The organism is Phycicoccus sp. Root563 (genome assembly GCF_001427915.1).
GTDB lineage: Bacteria > Actinomycetota > Actinomycetes > Actinomycetales > Dermatophilaceae > Pedococcus.
In genome coordinates, this window is sequence record NZ_LMGM01000001.1 from 3129433 (window position 1) to 3144403 (window position 14971).

Genomic DNA, 14971 nt, shown 5'->3' on the forward strand with positions numbered 1-14971 from the left:
GATGCAGCACCTTCAGGTCTTGTGTCAATGTAGCAACACAGTGATACATTGCCGCGCATGACGGATCAGCACGGGGGTGGCCGGGGGGCCTCGACGGCCTACGGCGTGAGCGACGAGGTGTGGCGGGACCTCGAGGTCGAGGCGGAGCGCGCCTCGGTGCGGGAGCGACCGGCGCTGGTGCGGGCAGCAGCCGTGGTGGCGATACTGGCCGTCGGCACGACGGCGCTGCTCCTGTCGGGCCTCGTCTCGGCCCGCCTCTCGGGCGGGAACGGCGCCGGTGGCGGGTCGGACACGGACGGCCGGTCGTTCATGGAGTTCACGCTGCACAACGACGGCGTCACGCCGGTGCACGTCGTGCGCTGGACGAGCCTGGTCAAGGGTGTGCAGGTCGAGAAGGTGGACCCGAAGGACATCCGCCTCTCGCCGAGGGGGCAGCAGAAGGTCAGGCTGTCCTTCGTCGCGACCGACTGCCGGGCCGCGGTGCCGTCGGCGCGCAAGGCCCTGGCGAAGTCACCGAACACCGGTGGAGGGGTGGGGGTCGTCGTGGACCGCCCGTGGGGACAGATGGAGACGGTGGTCTACCCGGTGATGTCGATGGAGGACATGGTGCTGTCGTCCTGCGGGCAGGGCCTGCCCTAGACCTCTCTGGCAGGATCGCGCCATGGCTGTCCCCGTGGTCCTCGACGTCGACACCGGTGTCGACGACGCCTGCGCCCTCCTGCTGGCCGCCCTGCACCCGGGGCTGGAGCTGCGCGCCGTCACGTGCGTCGGTGGCAACGCGCCGGTCGACGCGGTGGTGACCAACACCCTCACGGTCCTCGACGCCGCCGGTCGGGACGACGTCGTCGTGGCCAGAGGTGCGGAACGGCCCCTGCTCGAGGATCCGGTCGACGCGCGCCACGTCCACGGTCAGGACGGCATGGGCGACCTCGACTGGCCGAGGTCGCAGCGGCGTCCCGACCCGCGGCACGCTGTCGAGGTGCTCCGGGACGTGCTCCTCGACGCGGCTGCGCGAGGAGGCGACGACCTCGTCACCCTCGTCCCGCTGGCGCCCCTGACGAACATCGCCCTCCTGCTGCGCACCTACCCCGACGTCGCCCGCGGACTGCGCGAGATCGTGTTCATGGGCGGGTCGGCGTACGTGGGCAACGCGACCGCCTCGGCGGAGTTCAACGTCTTCCACGACCCCGAGGCGGCCGCGGTCGTCCTCGACGCCTGCGCCGACCTCGGCATCGCCGTCACGATGTACGGCCTCGACGTCTTCTACGCGCCGCTCGTCACGCGGGCCCGAGCGGCCGAGCTGGTCGCGTCCGGTGGTCACGGCGCGGCCGAGCTCGCCGGCCGGCTCATCACGTTCGCCTGCGACCGGTTCGGTGCGGACACCGCCACCATCGGCGACGCCGGGGCGGTCTGTGCCGTCCTCGCCCCCGAAGGCGTGCAGCGAGAGCAGCTGCCGGTCCGCGTCGAGCTCGCCGGCACCTGGTCCCGCGGCCGCACCATCGTCGACCGGCGCGACTGGACCGGTGACCTCTCGCACGACCCGCACGGGCGGGCGCGCTCCACCATCGACGTCTGCCTCGGGATCGATGCCGAGCGCTACGCCCGGCTCTGGCTCGACACCGTCTCCGGAAGGACCAGCTGATGGGCCGCGTCGTCGTCCTCGGGTCGCTCAACGTCGACCTCGTCACCCACGTCGAGCGGCATCCACGGCCGGGGGAGACCGTCCTCGCCGACGGTGGGGTCGAGCGCTACGCCGGGGGCAAGGGCGGCAACCAGGCCTTGGCGGCGGCGGAGGCCGGCGCCGACGTCGTGCTCGTGGGCGCCGTGGGCGACGACGAACCCGGCGCGGCATACGTCGAGCGCCTGCGCGGCAGGGGGATCGACGTGGACGCGGTCCGGGTCGTCGCGGGCACCCCCACCGGGCAGGCCTGGATCGTCGTGGACGACGACGCGGAGAACTCCATCGTCGTCATCGCCGGTGCCAACGCGCACGTCACCGCCGACCTGCCCGACCTCGGGCCCGGCGACGTCCTCCTCGCCCAGCTCGAGGTGCCGGTCCAGGTCGTGGCCAGGGCAGCGAGGGCCGCGCACGGTCGGGGTGCGCGCGTGGTCATCAACGCCGCCCCGTATGCAGCCCTCCCGCACGACGTGGCCCAGCTCGCCGACCCCCTTGTGGTCAACGAGCACGAGGCGATGCAGCTCGCCGACTCCGACGTCGTGCCGACGTCGCTGCTGGTGACGTTCGGTGGGGAGGGGTCGAGCTGGGACGGGGTGCGCCACGACGGGACGCCCGTCGCCGGTGCCGACGTCGTGGACACGACCGGTGCCGGTGACGCGTTCTGCGGCGCCCTGGCGGCAGCACTCGCCGAGGGTGCGGACCGAGCCGAGGCGGTCAGCCGGGCGAGCGACGCGGGCGCCGCTGCCGTGCGGCGGACCGGGGCGCAGTCCGACCCGGCCCTCTGAGGAGCCCTGGCTCGACCCGACCCGGTGGGCCTGCCCCTGGGTCGAGGTATTCGCCTACCGGAGCCCGGTGGTCGAATACCTCGAACCGTGGCGGCGTCGCGCCGAGCGCCGGCCACACGACGGTCTAGTCGACCGAGACGTGCACGTGGTCCATGTGGTTCTGGGTGGGGCTGCCGCGGTCCTCCATCGGCTTCCAGCTCCCGCCGGGGTACCAGATCCGCTGCTTCCAGATCAGGTACTTGATGTTCAGGGTGCTGGCCATGCCCTGCAGGTGAGCGGCGACCGCGTCGCCCTGCGAGGTGCTGCACATGATGTCGACGGCGTGGCCGGAGCCGTGGTCGCCGGGATCGCCCGCCCGGTAGCCACCGATGGTGCTGATCTGCGGGAACGACGCGTGGATCTCGTTGACGACGGCGACGGCGTTCGCGGACATCCCGGAGAGGGCGCCGAGGCCGGCCCGGGAGTAGTTCGCACCGCGCGACACCCGCGTGGGCACGCGCTCGGACGTCTTCCTCGGTGTCAGGTCCGGTGCGGCGGTCGCCTGGGGCTTCGGCAGGGCCTGGGCCGAGAAACCGATGACGCCGAACTGGTCGACCGGGTGGGGCGCGGCGGCCGCCGAGGCGACGGCGCGGGCGGGGGTCCGCTCCTCGGCCGTCAGCTGGTAGCCCGGTGTGGAGGGCGGCGTCGCGAACGCGGTGGCGACCCCGATCGCGGTGGCGGCCAGGCCGAGACCCTTGAGGGTCGAGCGGTGGGCGGGGCGCCGCCAGAGGGTGGCCACCAGGGACGTGGGGCTCGGGCCCGCACCACGGTGGCGGCCGGAGCCGTGCTTCTCGGAAGACATTGCCGTCGAGGCTAGGGCAGGCCTCACGGGGGTGGCCAACCCCGTCGGCGCGTCGTGGCGTCGGTGGTCGTTTGCCTGTCGTCGGGCTGGTTTGCGGCCGGTCGAGGCGCTCAGGAGGGCTTGACGATGAGCGCGACCTGGTTGCTGCGCACCCGGGTCAGGACGACGACCGCCTCCGTCCGCCCCTTCGCAGGGAGCCTCAGCTGGCGCCGCAGGAGGTCGGCGTCCACGCTGACGCCGCGCTTCTTGATGGTCAGGCGGTCGATGCCGTGGTCCCGGAGCCAGCCGCGCAGGGCCTTGACGTTGAACGGCATGGCCTCCACCACGGCATACCGGCGGGCGAAGGGGACATCGACGGATCGGGAGGAGCCGACGTACCCCACGCCGGCGTCGAGCTCGGCACCGCCGGTCGCCGCGGTGAGCGCTGAGACGAGGCCGGCCCGCAGCACCGCCTTGTCGGGTTCGTACAGCCAGGCGCCGACCTCGGCGAGGTTGCCCAGGGAGGGGGTGGTCGGGTCCCCGTCCTGCTCCGTCACGAGGACGGGGGAGGAGCCCTCACGGAGCACCGCCGCGGTGCGCCCGGCCGTGCGGACCAGCGGACCGAACCAGACGGTGCACTCCACGACCTCGCCGTCGACGGAGGTCCACTGCGCCTCGGACCCGGCGGGCACGGCGGCGTGCGGGAACCCCGGGCTGAGCTTCGCGCCGGTCGCGGGCAGCGCCTTGGCGAGCTCCAGCACGGTCTCCCAGGAGGGGGAGATCTCCTCGAGCCGGAACAGGCGACGGGTGCGCCCGGTGATGTCGGCGACGCCGGGGGTGCGCCTGGCGGGGTCGAGCCAGAGGCCGACGCCGCGCGCGCCCTCACCGGCCGGCGGGGTGAACTCCTCGGCGAGCCCCACCTCGGCGCCGGAGTCCGGCCAGTGGCGCAGGTTGACCGCGGCGATGGCGGCCGTGACCTCGTCGGCGTCGATCGCCCGCACCCGCAGGTCGAGCCCGGCCATCGCCATGGCGTCGGCGCCGATGCCGCAGCCGAGGTCGTGGACCGTGTGGATGCCTGCCGCCCGGAACCGCTGGGCGTGCTGGGCCGCGACCCCGAGCCGGGTGGCCTGCTCGAGCCCGTCGGAGGTGAAGACCATGCCGCGGGCGAACGTCCCGAACTTCGCGGTCGCCTTCTCGCGCAGCCGGGCCTGGTTGAGCGCGGCCGCCACGAGGTCGGGCTCGAACCCCGCGTCCCTCAGGCGCTGCTGCAGCGGCAGGGCGGTCGCCTCGTCGTAGGGCGGCAGCGACTGGAGCAGCCCCCACCCCTCACCGGTCGTGAGCCGGCGGAGCAGGGGGAGGTCCATGGCGAGCATTCTGGCGTATGCCGCGGGGCCGCGTGGGAGGTCGGGCCGGGCCTGCGCCGCGGTGGGGGATCAGGTGTCGCGGCGCCACTCGTAGGGGGTCGTCGTGGAGACCTTGACCAGGCCGGAGCGCTCGAGGATCGGGCGCGAGAACTCCGTCGAGTCGCTGTTGATGTAGCGCTTGCCGTGACGCAGCGCCGACCGGGCCCGCGCGGCGGTCAGCGCGCGGTAGATGCCCTTGCCCCTCCACTCGGGGAGCGTGGCGCCACCCCAGATCCCGGCGAACTCGCTGCCGGCCACGGGCTCGAGGCGGCCCGCGCTCACGATCGTGCCGTCGGCCTCGGCCACCCACATCTCCATGTCGTCACGGGTGCGGAGTCGGTGCAGGACCTGCAGGAGGATCTCGGCGGCGAACTCGGGGGTGTCGCCGAACACCTCGGCCTGCATCGCGCACATGGCCCGCACGTCGTCCTCGTCCGTGACCTGCCGGACGACCACACCAGCGGGGAGCTCGACGTCCACGGCGAGCAGGGCCGCCTCCCCGACCATCACGGACTCGGGCTCGTCCGGCACGAACCCGTGGCCGACGAGCGCCTCGTGCAGGCCCGGTGCGTGGTCGTGGCCGCGGGTCTTCCACTCGACCCGGTGGATGTCGGGCGAGGCGGTGTAGTGCGCGAGGGCGCCGTCCACCAGCGCGAGGACCGACTCCTGCGTCGCCGGGCGGCCGTCCTCGTCCAACGTGGAGTACGTGATGAAGCCGCGGCCGCCCCGGAAGGTGGCGAGGCGCAGCGGTCCCAGCCGCTCCACGGCGACGGCCGACGGCGTCTCGGCCTCGTCCCGGAGCTGGTGGTCGTAGGCCCTCAGCAGGGCGGCGGGGTCGCTCACGGGGCGGGTCAGGGGATCGGTCACAGGGTCGGTCGGTGGGTCGGTCGCGGGGTCGGTCACGGGGTCGGTCACGGGGTCGGTCACGGGGTCGAACCTGCCCCCTGTGGCCCCTCGCTGGCAACTGGTTTGCCCAGGGCGATCCGGCCGTCCGGCCGGCAGGCGGCGCCGCCGCGGTGTCAGCCCTCGGCGAACGCGAGGAGAACGTCTGGCACTCGAGTTGACCGAGTGCTAACCGCGAGCCTAGATTTGCGTTGGCACTCAGGTTCGTCGAGTGCTAACGCAGCCAGTCGGTCGATCCCCGCGACGGCGACCGCTCCGGCCGCAGCTCGGCACCACCTGAAGTACCAGCACCATCCACCCTGTCCACTTTCGACATTCCCGAAGGGGAGGTCACCATCGTGTCGGTTTCCATCAAGCCGCTCGAAGACCGCATCGTCGTCAAGTCCGTCGAGGCCGAGCAGACCACTGCGTCCGGTCTCGTCATCCCGGACACCGCGAAGGAGAAGCCCCAGGAGGGCGAGGTCCTCGCGATCGGTCCCGGCCGGATCGACGACAACGGCAACCGCGTCCCGCTCGACGTCACCGTCGGCGACCGGGTCATCTACAGCAAGTACGGCGGCACCGAGATCAAGCACGGCGGCGAGGAGTACCTCATCCTGTCCGCGCGCGACATCCTCGCCATCGTCGGCTGACACCTGCACCGCTGACAGCACGCCCCGGCGGGCCCCGCTGGGGTCCCGCCCGGGGCGTGCTGTCGTTCGTCAGCCCGCTGGCAGCTCCCTGCCAGCACCGCACCACCCCGTTCAGCCCAGCCGGTCCCGGCTGCGCCGTCAGCCGGCACCCCGCTGAATCCCCATGAACAGAAGGACACTCAATGGCCAAGACGCTTGAGTTCAACGACTCAGCTCGCAAGTCGCTTGAGCGCGGAGTCGACGCGCTCGCGAACGCAGTCAAGGTGACGCTCGGCCCGAAGGGTCGCAACGTCGTCATCGACAAGAAGTGGGGAGCCCCCACGATCACGAACGACGGTGTCACCATCGCCCGTGAGGTCGAGCTCGAGGACCCGTACGAGAACCTCGGCGCCCAGCTCGCCAAGGAGGTCGCCACCAAGACGAACGACGTCGCGGGTGACGGCACCACCACCGCCACCGTGCTCGCGCAGGCCATGGTCAAGGAGGGCCTGCGCAACGTCGCCGCGGGTGCCGCCCCGTCCGGCCTCAAGCGCGGCATCGACAAGGCCGTCGAGGCCGTGTCCGCCCGCCTGCTCGAGACCGCCCGCGAGATCGAGGGCAAGGAGGAGATCGCCCAGGTCGCCGCGCTCTCCGCGCAGGACCAGGTCATCGGCTCCACCATCGCCGACGCGTTCGACAAGGTCGGCAAGGACGGCGTCATCACGGTCGAGGAGTCCTCGACCGCGACGACCGAGCTCGAGTTCACCGAGGGCATGCAGTTCGACAAGGGCTACATCTCGCCCTACTTCGTCTCCGACGCCGAGCGCATGGAGGCCGTGGTCGAGGACGCCTACATTCTCATCAACCAGGGCAAGATCTCGGCGATCTCCGACGTGCTCCCGGTGCTGGAGAAGGTCGTCAAGTCCGGCAAGCCGCTGCTGATCATCGCCGAGGACATCGACGGCGAGGCGCTGTCGACCCTGGTGGTCAACAAGATCCGTGGCACGTTCAACGTCGTCGCGGTCAAGGCGCCCGGCTTCGGTGACCGCCGCAAGGCGATGCTGCAGGACATCGCCGTCCTCACGGGCGGCCAGGTGATCTCCGAGGAGGTCGGCCTCAAGCTCGACCAGGCCGACCTCGACGTGCTGGGCCAGGCCCGCCGCGTCGTCGTCACCAAGGACAACACGACGATCATCGACGGCGGCGGCGACAAGTCCGACGTCGACGGCCGCGTCAACCAGATCAAGGCCGAGATCGAGCGCACCGACTCCGACTGGGACCGCGAGAAGCTCCAGGAGCGCCTCGCCAAGCTCGCCGGTGGCGTCTGCGTCATCAAGGTGGGTGCCCACACCGAGGTGGAGCTCAAGGAGAAGAAGCACCGCATCGAGGACGCCATCTCGGCGACCCGCGCGGCCATCGAGGAGGGCATCGTCGCCGGTGGCGGCTCCGCCCTCGTCCACGCCTCCTCCGCCATCGACGACCTCGGTCTCGAGGGCGACGAGGCGACCGGTTCGCTGATCGTCAAGAAGGCCGCGGCCGAGCCGCTGCGCTGGATCGCCGAGAACGCCGGCCTCGAGGGCTACGTCGCCGTCTCCAAGGTCGCCGAGCTCGAGCCCGGCAACGGCCTCAACGCGGCGACCGGCGAGTACGTCAACCTGATCAAGGCCGGCGTCATCGACCCGGTCAAGGTCACCCGCTCCGCCCTGCGCAACGCCGCGTCGATCGCGTCGATGGTCCTGACCACCGACACCCTCGTCGTGGAGAAGAAGGAAGAGGAGTCCGAGCCCGCCGGTGGCGGCCACGGCCACGGCCACGGTCACTGACCGGGGCTGACCGGCGCGGGCTCCCCGCGCCATACCTCTCGAGGGCCCGTCCCCACCACGGTGGGGGCGGGCCCTCGCGCGTGCCCGTATGCGGTGGGGCGTTGCGCACACACGCAGCCGAGGGTGCTTGACCCTCTCTATTCATCTGGTGAATAGTCCACGTCATGTCGACGGGACACGTGCTACTCGGGCTGCTGAGCAGGGGGCAGCGACACGGGTACGACCTGAAGCGGGACCACGACGAACGGTTCCCCCAGGCGAAACCGTTGGCGTTCGGGGTGGTCTACTCCACCCTCGAGCGACTGCACCGCCGGGGGCTCATCGCGCCCCTGGCGGTGCAGCGCGTCGACGGGCCGGACCGGACCGCGTACGGGATCACCGACGCAGGACGGGCCGAGCTGGCCCAGTGGCTCGCCACGACCGACGAGCCGTCCGAGCACGTGACCAACCCGTTCGCCGTGAAGGTCACGCTCGCCCTGCTGCTCGGCGACGAGGCGGGTGCGGAGGCCTTCCTGCGGGCACAGCGGGCGGCCCACCTCGTGCGGATGCGCGCGTTCACGACGGCGAAGACGGCGCCCGGGGCGTCGGTGCACGAGGTGCTCGCGGCGGACTACGCGCTGGCGCACCTGGATGCGGACCTGACGTGGATGGACGCGGCGCTGCGCCGCGTCACCACGCTGAGAGAGGAGCTGGGGGCATGACGGAGGGGGCCATGGACGGGGACGGTGCACGCGAGGTATCGCAGGGGATCGGCGGCGAGGGGGGCCACGCCTGCGCGCCACCGACGACGGTGCTGTCGGCGAGGGGGCTCGAGCTGACCTACGGCCTCACGCCGGCCCTGCGCGGTGTCGACCTCGACGTCCGGCAGGGTGAGGTCCTGGCCGTGACCGGCCCGTCGGGGTCGGGCAAGTCCTCGCTGCTCCTGTGCCTCGCCGGGGTGCTGAAGCCGGACATGGGGACCGTGCGGTTCGGCGAGCGAGTCATCAGTGCGGAGTCCGAGAAGGTGCGGTCGCGGCTGCGACGGGAGGAGTTCGGCGTGCTGTTCCAGTTCGGCCAGCTCGTCGAGGAGCTCCCCGCCGTCGAGAACGTCGCCCTCCCGCTGCTGCTCGGTCGGATGCGGCGGGCCGAGGCGCTGGACCGGGCCCAGACCTGGCTGCACCGGTTCGGCGTGGGAGACGTCGCCGACCACCGACCCGGCCAGATGTCGGGTGGCCAGGCGCAGCGCGTCGCCGTGGCGCGGGCCATGGTCGCCGAGCCTGCGGTGCTGTTCGCGGACGAGCCGACGGGTGCCCTGGACTCGATCGCCGCCGAGGAGGTCCTCGCCGCCCTCGTCGAGGCCGCACGCGACCACGGCACCACGGTGGTGCTCGTCACCCATGAGGCCCGGGTGGCGGCGTACTGCGACCGCGACGTCGAGGTGCGCGACGGACGGCTCGCCGGTGGGACCGTGGCGGCCGTCGGCTCGCCCGTGGCCGTGAGGGCGCGGTCGTGACCTTCGGGGATGCCCTCCGCTGGGCACTGGTCGGGGGGCGCGTCGACCGGCTGCGGTTCTCGATCACCACGCTCGGGGCTGCCCTCAGCGCGTTCATCCTGCTGACCGCGGCGGTCGTCGTGGCCATCCCGGACGGCGCCTCCTACCGGGTCCAGGTCCTCAACGACGCCGGGCTGCACGGCGGCACGGCTGCCGCCCTGGGCCTGCTCAGCCTCCCGGCCCTGGTGCTCACCGCGCTCGGGGCGCGCGTCGGCTCGCCGCGGCGCGATCGGCGCCTGGCTGCGTTCCGCCTGGTCGGGATGACGCCCGCCGAGGCACGGCGTGTGGTCTCCACGGAGACCGGCCTGGCCGCCGTCGCCGGCTCGGTGCTGGCCCTGGTCGTCTTCCTCCTGGCACGGGTCGTCTTCGACCACCCCGCCAGCTTCGTCGTGGTCGACTACGGTCCCGATGGGCCCGTCCGCCAGGTCGTGCAGTCGCCCGGCCCGGCGCTGCCGTTCGACGTCACGCCCCGGTGGTGGGCGGCGGCCCTGGCCCTCCTGGTGGTGCCGGTCAGTGCCGTGGTCCTCAGCCGCCTGGCACTGCGCCGGGTGTCCCTGACCCCGTTCGGTGTCGTCCGCAGGAACCGCAGGCGCCCGCCCGCGGTGGTCCCGGCACTGGCCCTCGTCACCGCCACCATCCTCTTCGCGGCCTGGCCGTCCGTGCTCGAGCGGCTCCAGAGCGGCAGTGGGCGGGGCTGGTGGGAGCTGCCTCCACTGGTCCTCACCGTCGTCATCCTCGTGTCCCTGCTCGTCGGTACGGCATCGACGGCGCACCTCATCGGGCGGATCCTGGCGTCCCGGGCCCGGTCGACGACCGTGCTGATCGCCGCGCGCCGCCTCGTCGCCGACCCCTGGTCGGCCAGTCGTGCCACGGCCAGCGTCCTGCTCGCGGTCCTCGTGGGCACCGGAGCCGCGGTCTTCACCGTGGAGGCCAATCTCATGCGGTCCGACACCCAGTTCTTCGAGGACACCTATCACGTCATCAAGGCCGTGGTCGGCGTGGCCATGGCCCTGGCCGCGGCCGGGCTGCTGGTCATCCAGCTCGAGACGATGATGCTGCGTCGCCAGAGCCTGGCCACCCTGGCTGCGGTGGGGGTTCCCCGGTCGGTGCTCGTCCGAGCCCACCTGCTCGAGGCGGTGCTTCCCGTGGTGCCGATGGTGCTCGTCGCAGCCTCGGTGGGGGTCGCGGCGATGCGCGGCTACACCGGTGGCGGGCGCATGGAGGTGGCGGACGACCCTTCCGGCAACGTCGCACTGGGGACGCACTTCATCTCCGTGCCCATCCCGTGGATGGACCTGTCCCTGTTCGCCGGGGGCGCGGTGCTCGCGGTCCTCGCGACGTCACTGCTCGGTGCCGCCACGATGAGCGCCTCCCTCCAGCCGCGTGAGCTGCGCACCGCCTCCTGACCCGAGGCGCGATGGGTATGGCGCGTGCGCCCTCCCGGTGCGACGCTGGGCGCAGCAGCGCACAGCGAGGTGGCCGTGGCGGAGCACGTCGTGGACCGGCCGAGCTTCGACGAGTACGTCGTCGCCCGGGGTGGTGACCTGCTCCGGACCGCCTGGCTGCTCGCCGGGGACGACCGCGGCGCCCAGCGGCTCGCCCGCACCGCCCTGACCCGGGCCTGGCCGCAGTGGTCGCAGCTGGCCGAGCACGGTGCCGGGTCGTACGACTCCGACCTGCGGCGGTTCCTCGTCCAGGCCCACCTCAGACAGCACCGGCACCCGGCCCGCGACGACGTCGACGACGACTCCAGATCGCCTGCGGCCCGGGGTGGTTCGGGTGGTCCGGACGAGCGGGTCGGGGTCTCGCGGGGACTCGAGGTGCTGGACTCGCTGACCAACGTCGAACGCGCCGTGGTCGTGCTCGTGCTGTTCGACGGGCTGGGGGAGGGGCACGTCGCCGACCTCCTCGACGACGACCTCGGCTCCGTCCGGCGCCATCTGCTGCACGCGCTGGCCCTCGTCCGCGACCGGTTCGGGCTCGACGAGCGCGGGATGCGCGGACTGCTGGAGTCGCTGGCCCCCGACGACCCGCCGGTCGAGGCGCTGCTCGCCAAGGAGGTGGCCGGTGCGGCTCGCTGGCGGGGGCTGCGCGGGTGGGTGTTCGCGCTGGCCGCCGTGGCGGTGGCCGCCCTGGTCGTGGGGCTCGTGACGCGCCCGCAGGTCGGGGGCGTCCGACCGCCGCCCTCCATCCCCCGCCTGGTGCCCGCGGCGCTCGCCTGCGGGTCGTCGCTCGGTCCTCCCGCCCTGCCCCGACCCGTCGAGCCACCGCTCAGCGCGCACTACGTCGCCGTGCTCGTCTGCGCGAGGACCGATGCGGCCTCGGTCTGGAGCGGTCCGCTCCCGCCGGACGTCCCGGTGAGCGACCCCACGGCGATCGACTCCCTGGTGCTGGCACCGCAGGGCAGCGGACCGGCCTGTCCCGGCCTGCCCCGTGGTCCTGCGTACCGGCTCCTGCTCCTCGGCCGCGACGGCACCACGACGACATGGTCCAACGAGGCGCTGGCCTGCAACGGGTGGCCGGCCCTGTCCCAGGTGTTCGTCGCCGCGGCCGAGCAGAGCGCCGCGGGCACCCCGCCGGACGCCGACTTCCTCGGGTGCCCGACGACCCTGGGTCGACAGGTCGACCGGGACGGGGCCGGGCTGGGCCTGCAGAAGGGGACCGTCCTCGTCGAGGCCACCGCCTGCCTGCACCCGCTCGCCGAGGCCAGGCCACCCGGCATACCGAGCTTCCGGGCGGTCCGCGCCAACGTGCTGGGCGGCCCGGCCGTGGCCCAGCTGAACGCCGACCTGGCCCGGTCCGGGTCGAGGCGCACCGGCAAGGGCGACTGCGCCTCGGGGCCGCAGCGCTACGTGATCAGGGCGCGCACCGACACCGGGCGGCTGGTCGAGCTCAGCAGCATCTGCGGTCACGAGTTCGCGGTCGACGGGCACCTGCGCGACACCTGGCGGGTCAGCGGTGAGACGACGAGCATGCTGCGGGCCCTGCTCGTCGCGAACTAGCGAGCCTCAGCCGCCGGCGACCACGCGGATCGTCTGGTCGGCGAAGGTGACGCTCTGCCCGGGACGGACCTGGGCGCCACGACGGGTCTCGCGCGAGCCGTCGACCGACACCTCGCCGAGCTCGATCACCGACCGCGCCATCGCCCCGTCGTCGACGACGCCGGCGAGCTTGAGCAGCTGACCCAGCCTGATCGACTCGTCGCGGATGGGGACCTCGTGCTCGGCATTCACGAGGGGAGTCTACGAGCGCTCAGCTCGCAGCCGAGACCGCCCGGCCCGAGTAGTGGCGCTCGCGGTCGTCCTCGGTCATCGCACCCCACACGCCGTAGGGCTCGCGCACCCGAAGGGCGTGCTCGCGGCACAGCTGCAGGACGGGGCAGCCGAGGCAGACCTCCTTGGCCTGCGAGTCGCGCGATCGGCGAGCAGGACCGCGCTCACCCTCGGGGTGGAAGAAGACCTCGGGGTTGACCTGGCGACAGGACCCCTCCATCTGCCAGTCCCACAGGTCGGCCACCGGTCCCGGAAGTCGTGACAACTCCGCCATGTCTTCCCTCAGCTCTCCGACGGCTCCGTGCCGCTCGGTCAGGACGCTACTCGTCGCTGACCTGCAGGAACTTGTGCAGAACGTATGGACTTGTTCAAGGGCTGGCCACGTTCGGCCCGAGCCGTCGCCGGACGGGAGCCGTCCGCGACGCGGACGCCGGACGGGCGCGTCGGTCGCACCCGCAGCGCTGCCTTACGATTGGGCAATGAGCCTTGGGTTTGACGACCGCCTCCCCGAACTCGCCCAGCAGGCCCCCGACGTCGAGGACCACGACCCCTTTGCGAAGCTCGGGCTGACCTACGACGACGTGCTGCTGCTGCCCGGCGAGACCGACGTCATCCCGTCCGACGTGGACACGACCGCGCGCCTCACCCGCGAGATCTCGCTGCGCATCCCGCTCGTCTCGGCGGCCATGGACACGGTCACCGAGTCGCGGATGGCCATCGCCATGGCCCGGCAGGGCGGCCTCGGCGTGCTGCACCGCAACCTCTCCATCGAGGACCAGGCCTACCAGGTCGACCTCGTGAAGCGGACCCAGACCGGGATGATCAGCAACCCCATCACGATCGGGCCCGACGCGACGCTGGAGGAGCTCGACCGCATCTGCGGTGAGTACCGCGTCTCCGGCCTGCCGGTCGTGCAGCCGGACAACACCCTGATCGGCATGATCACCAACCGCGACCTGCGCTTCACGCCGGTGGCGGAGTGGGCCGGCACGCGCGTCCGCGACGTGATGACCCCGATGCCGCTGGTCAGCGGCGCGGTCGGCATCTCCCGGGACGACGCCACCGCGCTGTTGCGCCAGCACAAGCGCGAGCGGCTGCCGCTGGTGGACGACCAGGGTCGCCTCGCCGGCCTCATCACGGTCAAGGACTTCGTGAAGTCCGAGCAGTTCCCGCACGCCAGCAAGGACGACCACGGCCGGCTCCTCGTCGGTGCCGCCATCGGCTTCTTCGGCGACGCGTGGGAGCGGGCCACCACCCTCGTCGAGGCCGGGGTGGACGTGCTCGTCGCCGACACGGCGAACGGCCACGCACGGCTCCTGCTCGACATGATCCGCCGGCTCAAGGCCGACCCGGCCACGCGCCACGTCCAGGTCATCGGCGGCAACGTCGCGACCCGGGCTGGGGCGCAGGCCCTCGTCGATGCCGGCGCCGACGGCGTCAAGGTCGGGGTCGGCCCGGGCTCCATCTGCACCACCCGCGTCGTCGCCGGCGTGGGCGTTCCCCAGGTGACGGCCATCCACGACGCGTCGCTGGCCTGTCGCAGGGCCGGTGTGCCGGTCATCGGTGACGGTGGTCTGCAGTTCTCCGGCGACATCGCCAAGGCCCTCGTGGCCGGCGCCGACACCGTGATGCTGGGCTCCCTCCTCGCCGGTTGCGAGGAGTCGCCCGGCGACCTGATCTTCGTCAACGGCAAGCAGTTCAAGTCCTACCGCGGGATGGGCTCGCTGGGCGCGATGGCCTCCCGTGGCAAGAAGTCGTACTCCAAGGACCGGTACTTCCAGGCCGACGTCGCCAGCGACGACAAGATCGTCCCGGAGGGCATCGAGGGCCAGGTGGCGTACCGCGGCCCGCTCGGCAACGTCGTCCACCAGCTCGTCGGGGGCCTCGCCCAGTCGATGTTCTACGTCGGCGCCAACACCGTCCCCGAGCTGCAGTCCCGCGGGAAGTTCGTCCGGATCACGTCGGCCGGGCTCAAGGAGAGCCACCCGCACGACATCCAGATGACCGTCGAGGCCCCCAACTACGGCGGCCGCTGACCCTGGTACGGCTGGGGCTGGTGGTGTCCAGGGTGGTGTCCAGCCGGGGGTACGCCATCCGGCTGAGCCGCTGCCTCGGCCCGCGCTCCTAGTCTGCTTCCACGACCCA

Annotated in this window: 15 protein-coding genes; 10 read left to right on the forward strand and 5 right to left on the reverse strand. The window is 72.5% G+C overall.

Annotated elements, in window-relative coordinates; translation table 11 throughout:
- The first annotated feature begins 57 nt into the window (after positions 1 to 57).
- The 3 genes from ASD62_RS14915 to ASD62_RS14925 are packed head-to-tail and all read left to right on the forward strand — an operon-like array spanning position 58 to position 2463.
- Positions 58 to 639, forward strand: a complete 582-nt coding sequence (locus tag ASD62_RS14915) for a hypothetical protein (RefSeq protein WP_056916624.1) — start codon at positions 58 to 60, stop codon at positions 637 to 639.
- 22 nt (positions 640 to 661) lie between these two features.
- Positions 662 to 1642 (forward strand): nucleoside hydrolase, encoded by a 981-nt coding sequence (locus ASD62_RS14920; protein WP_056916625.1) that lies wholly within the window; start codon positions 662 to 664, stop codon positions 1640 to 1642.
- Positions 1642 to 2463 carry a ribokinase gene (locus ASD62_RS14925; RefSeq protein WP_056916626.1) on the forward strand — a complete coding sequence of 274 codons (822 nt, stop codon included), beginning with the start codon at positions 1642 to 1644 and terminating at the stop codon, positions 2461 to 2463. Before ASD62_RS14920 ends, ASD62_RS14925 begins: the two co-directional genes overlap by 1 nt.
- Positions 2464 to 2587: 124 nt before the next feature.
- On the opposite strand, the gene ASD62_RS20815 is transcribed toward ASD62_RS14925, so the two are convergent.
- The 3 genes from ASD62_RS20815 to ASD62_RS14940 form a co-directional block, all read right to left on the reverse strand.
- Positions 2588 to 3304, reverse strand: a complete 717-nt coding sequence (locus ASD62_RS20815) for a hypothetical protein (RefSeq protein ID WP_056916627.1) — start codon at positions 3302 to 3304, stop codon at positions 2588 to 2590.
- A 110-nt stretch (positions 3305 to 3414) separates the two neighbouring features.
- Positions 3415 to 4647 (reverse strand): class I SAM-dependent methyltransferase, encoded by a 1233-nt coding sequence (locus ASD62_RS14935; protein ID WP_056917429.1) that lies wholly within the window; start codon positions 4645 to 4647, stop codon positions 3415 to 3417.
- A gap of 69 nt (positions 4648 to 4716) precedes the next feature.
- Positions 4717 to 5529 carry a GNAT family N-acetyltransferase gene (locus ASD62_RS14940; protein ID WP_056917430.1) on the reverse strand — a complete coding sequence of 271 codons (813 nt, stop codon included), beginning with the start codon at positions 5527 to 5529 and terminating at the stop codon, positions 4717 to 4719.
- Between the two features lie 398 nt (positions 5530 to 5927).
- On the opposite strand from ASD62_RS14940, the gene groES reads away from it, so the two are divergent.
- The 6 genes from groES (at position 5928) to ASD62_RS14970 (ending at position 12556) form a co-directional block, all read left to right on the forward strand.
- Complete coding sequence (groES, locus tag ASD62_RS14945) at positions 5928 to 6221, forward strand: co-chaperone GroES (protein ID WP_056916628.1); 294 nt, start codon at positions 5928 to 5930, stop codon at positions 6219 to 6221.
- A 182-nt stretch (positions 6222 to 6403) separates the two neighbouring features.
- Positions 6404 to 8023: a chaperonin GroEL gene (gene groL / locus ASD62_RS14950; protein WP_056916629.1), complete on the forward strand. Its 1620-nt coding sequence runs from the start codon at positions 6404 to 6406 to the stop codon at positions 8021 to 8023.
- Positions 8024 to 8187: 164 nt separating this feature from the next.
- Positions 8188 to 8724, forward strand: coding sequence for a PadR family transcriptional regulator (locus ASD62_RS14955; protein ID WP_056916630.1), 537 nt, complete (start codon positions 8188 to 8190; stop codon positions 8722 to 8724).
- A complete protein-coding gene (locus ASD62_RS14960) occupies positions 8721 to 9515 on the forward strand; it encodes an ABC transporter ATP-binding protein (RefSeq protein ID WP_235530721.1) in 795 nt (264 codons plus the stop codon). Before ASD62_RS14955 ends, ASD62_RS14960 begins: the two co-directional genes overlap by 4 nt.
- Positions 9512 to 10960, forward strand: a complete 1449-nt coding sequence (locus ASD62_RS14965) for an FtsX-like permease family protein (RefSeq protein WP_056916631.1) — start codon at positions 9512 to 9514, stop codon at positions 10958 to 10960. Before ASD62_RS14960 ends, ASD62_RS14965 begins: the two co-directional genes overlap by 4 nt.
- A 24-nt stretch (positions 10961 to 10984) precedes the next feature.
- Positions 10985 to 12556 (forward strand): hypothetical protein, encoded by a 1572-nt coding sequence (locus ASD62_RS14970; RefSeq protein WP_157581500.1) that lies wholly within the window; start codon positions 10985 to 10987, stop codon positions 12554 to 12556.
- A 6-nt stretch (positions 12557 to 12562) separates the two neighbouring features.
- Here ASD62_RS14970 and ASD62_RS14975 read toward each other — a convergent pair whose 3' ends face one another.
- Both ASD62_RS14975 and ASD62_RS14980 read right to left on the reverse strand, forming a co-directional pair.
- On the reverse strand, positions 12563 to 12787 hold the full coding sequence (locus ASD62_RS14975) for an RNA-binding S4 domain-containing protein (protein WP_056916633.1): 225 nt from the start codon (positions 12785 to 12787) through the stop codon (positions 12563 to 12565).
- Positions 12788 to 12806: 19 nt separating this feature from the next.
- Positions 12807 to 13100 (reverse strand): WhiB family transcriptional regulator, encoded by a 294-nt coding sequence (locus ASD62_RS14980; RefSeq protein WP_056916634.1) that lies wholly within the window; start codon positions 13098 to 13100, stop codon positions 12807 to 12809.
- A 205-nt stretch (positions 13101 to 13305) separates the two neighbouring features.
- Between ASD62_RS14980 and guaB the strand changes: the two genes are divergently transcribed.
- Positions 13306 to 14862: an IMP dehydrogenase gene (gene guaB, locus ASD62_RS14985; protein ID WP_082580851.1), complete on the forward strand. Its 1557-nt coding sequence runs from the start codon at positions 13306 to 13308 to the stop codon at positions 14860 to 14862.
- The last annotated feature ends 109 nt before the right edge of the window (positions 14863 to 14971 follow it).

Coding starts and splice junctions, on each gene's coding strand:
- ASD62_RS14915 (WP_056916624.1), top strand. CDS start 58: ATGACGGATCAGCACGGGGGTGGCCGGGGGGCCTCGACGGCCTACGGC.
- ASD62_RS14920 (WP_056916625.1), top strand. CDS start 662: ATGGCTGTCCCCGTGGTCCTCGACGTCGACACCGGTGTCGACGACGCC.
- ASD62_RS14925 (WP_056916626.1), top strand. CDS start 1,642: ATGGGCCGCGTCGTCGTCCTCGGGTCGCTCAACGTCGACCTCGTCACC.
- ASD62_RS20815 (WP_056916627.1), bottom strand. CDS start 3,304: ATGTCTTCCGAGAAGCACGGCTCCGGCCGCCACCGTGGTGCGGGCCCG.
- ASD62_RS14935 (WP_056917429.1), bottom strand. CDS start 4,647: ATGGACCTCCCCCTGCTCCGCCGGCTCACGACCGGTGAGGGGTGGGGG.
- groL (WP_056916629.1), top strand. CDS start 6,404: ATGGCCAAGACGCTTGAGTTCAACGACTCAGCTCGCAAGTCGCTTGAG.
- ASD62_RS14955 (WP_056916630.1), top strand. CDS start 8,188: ATGTCGACGGGACACGTGCTACTCGGGCTGCTGAGCAGGGGGCAGCGA.
- ASD62_RS14960 (WP_235530721.1), top strand. CDS start 8,721: ATGACGGAGGGGGCCATGGACGGGGACGGTGCACGCGAGGTATCGCAG.
- ASD62_RS14980 (WP_056916634.1), bottom strand. CDS start 13,100: ATGGCGGAGTTGTCACGACTTCCGGGACCGGTGGCCGACCTGTGGGAC.
- guaB (WP_082580851.1), top strand. CDS start 13,306: ATGAGCCTTGGGTTTGACGACCGCCTCCCCGAACTCGCCCAGCAGGCC.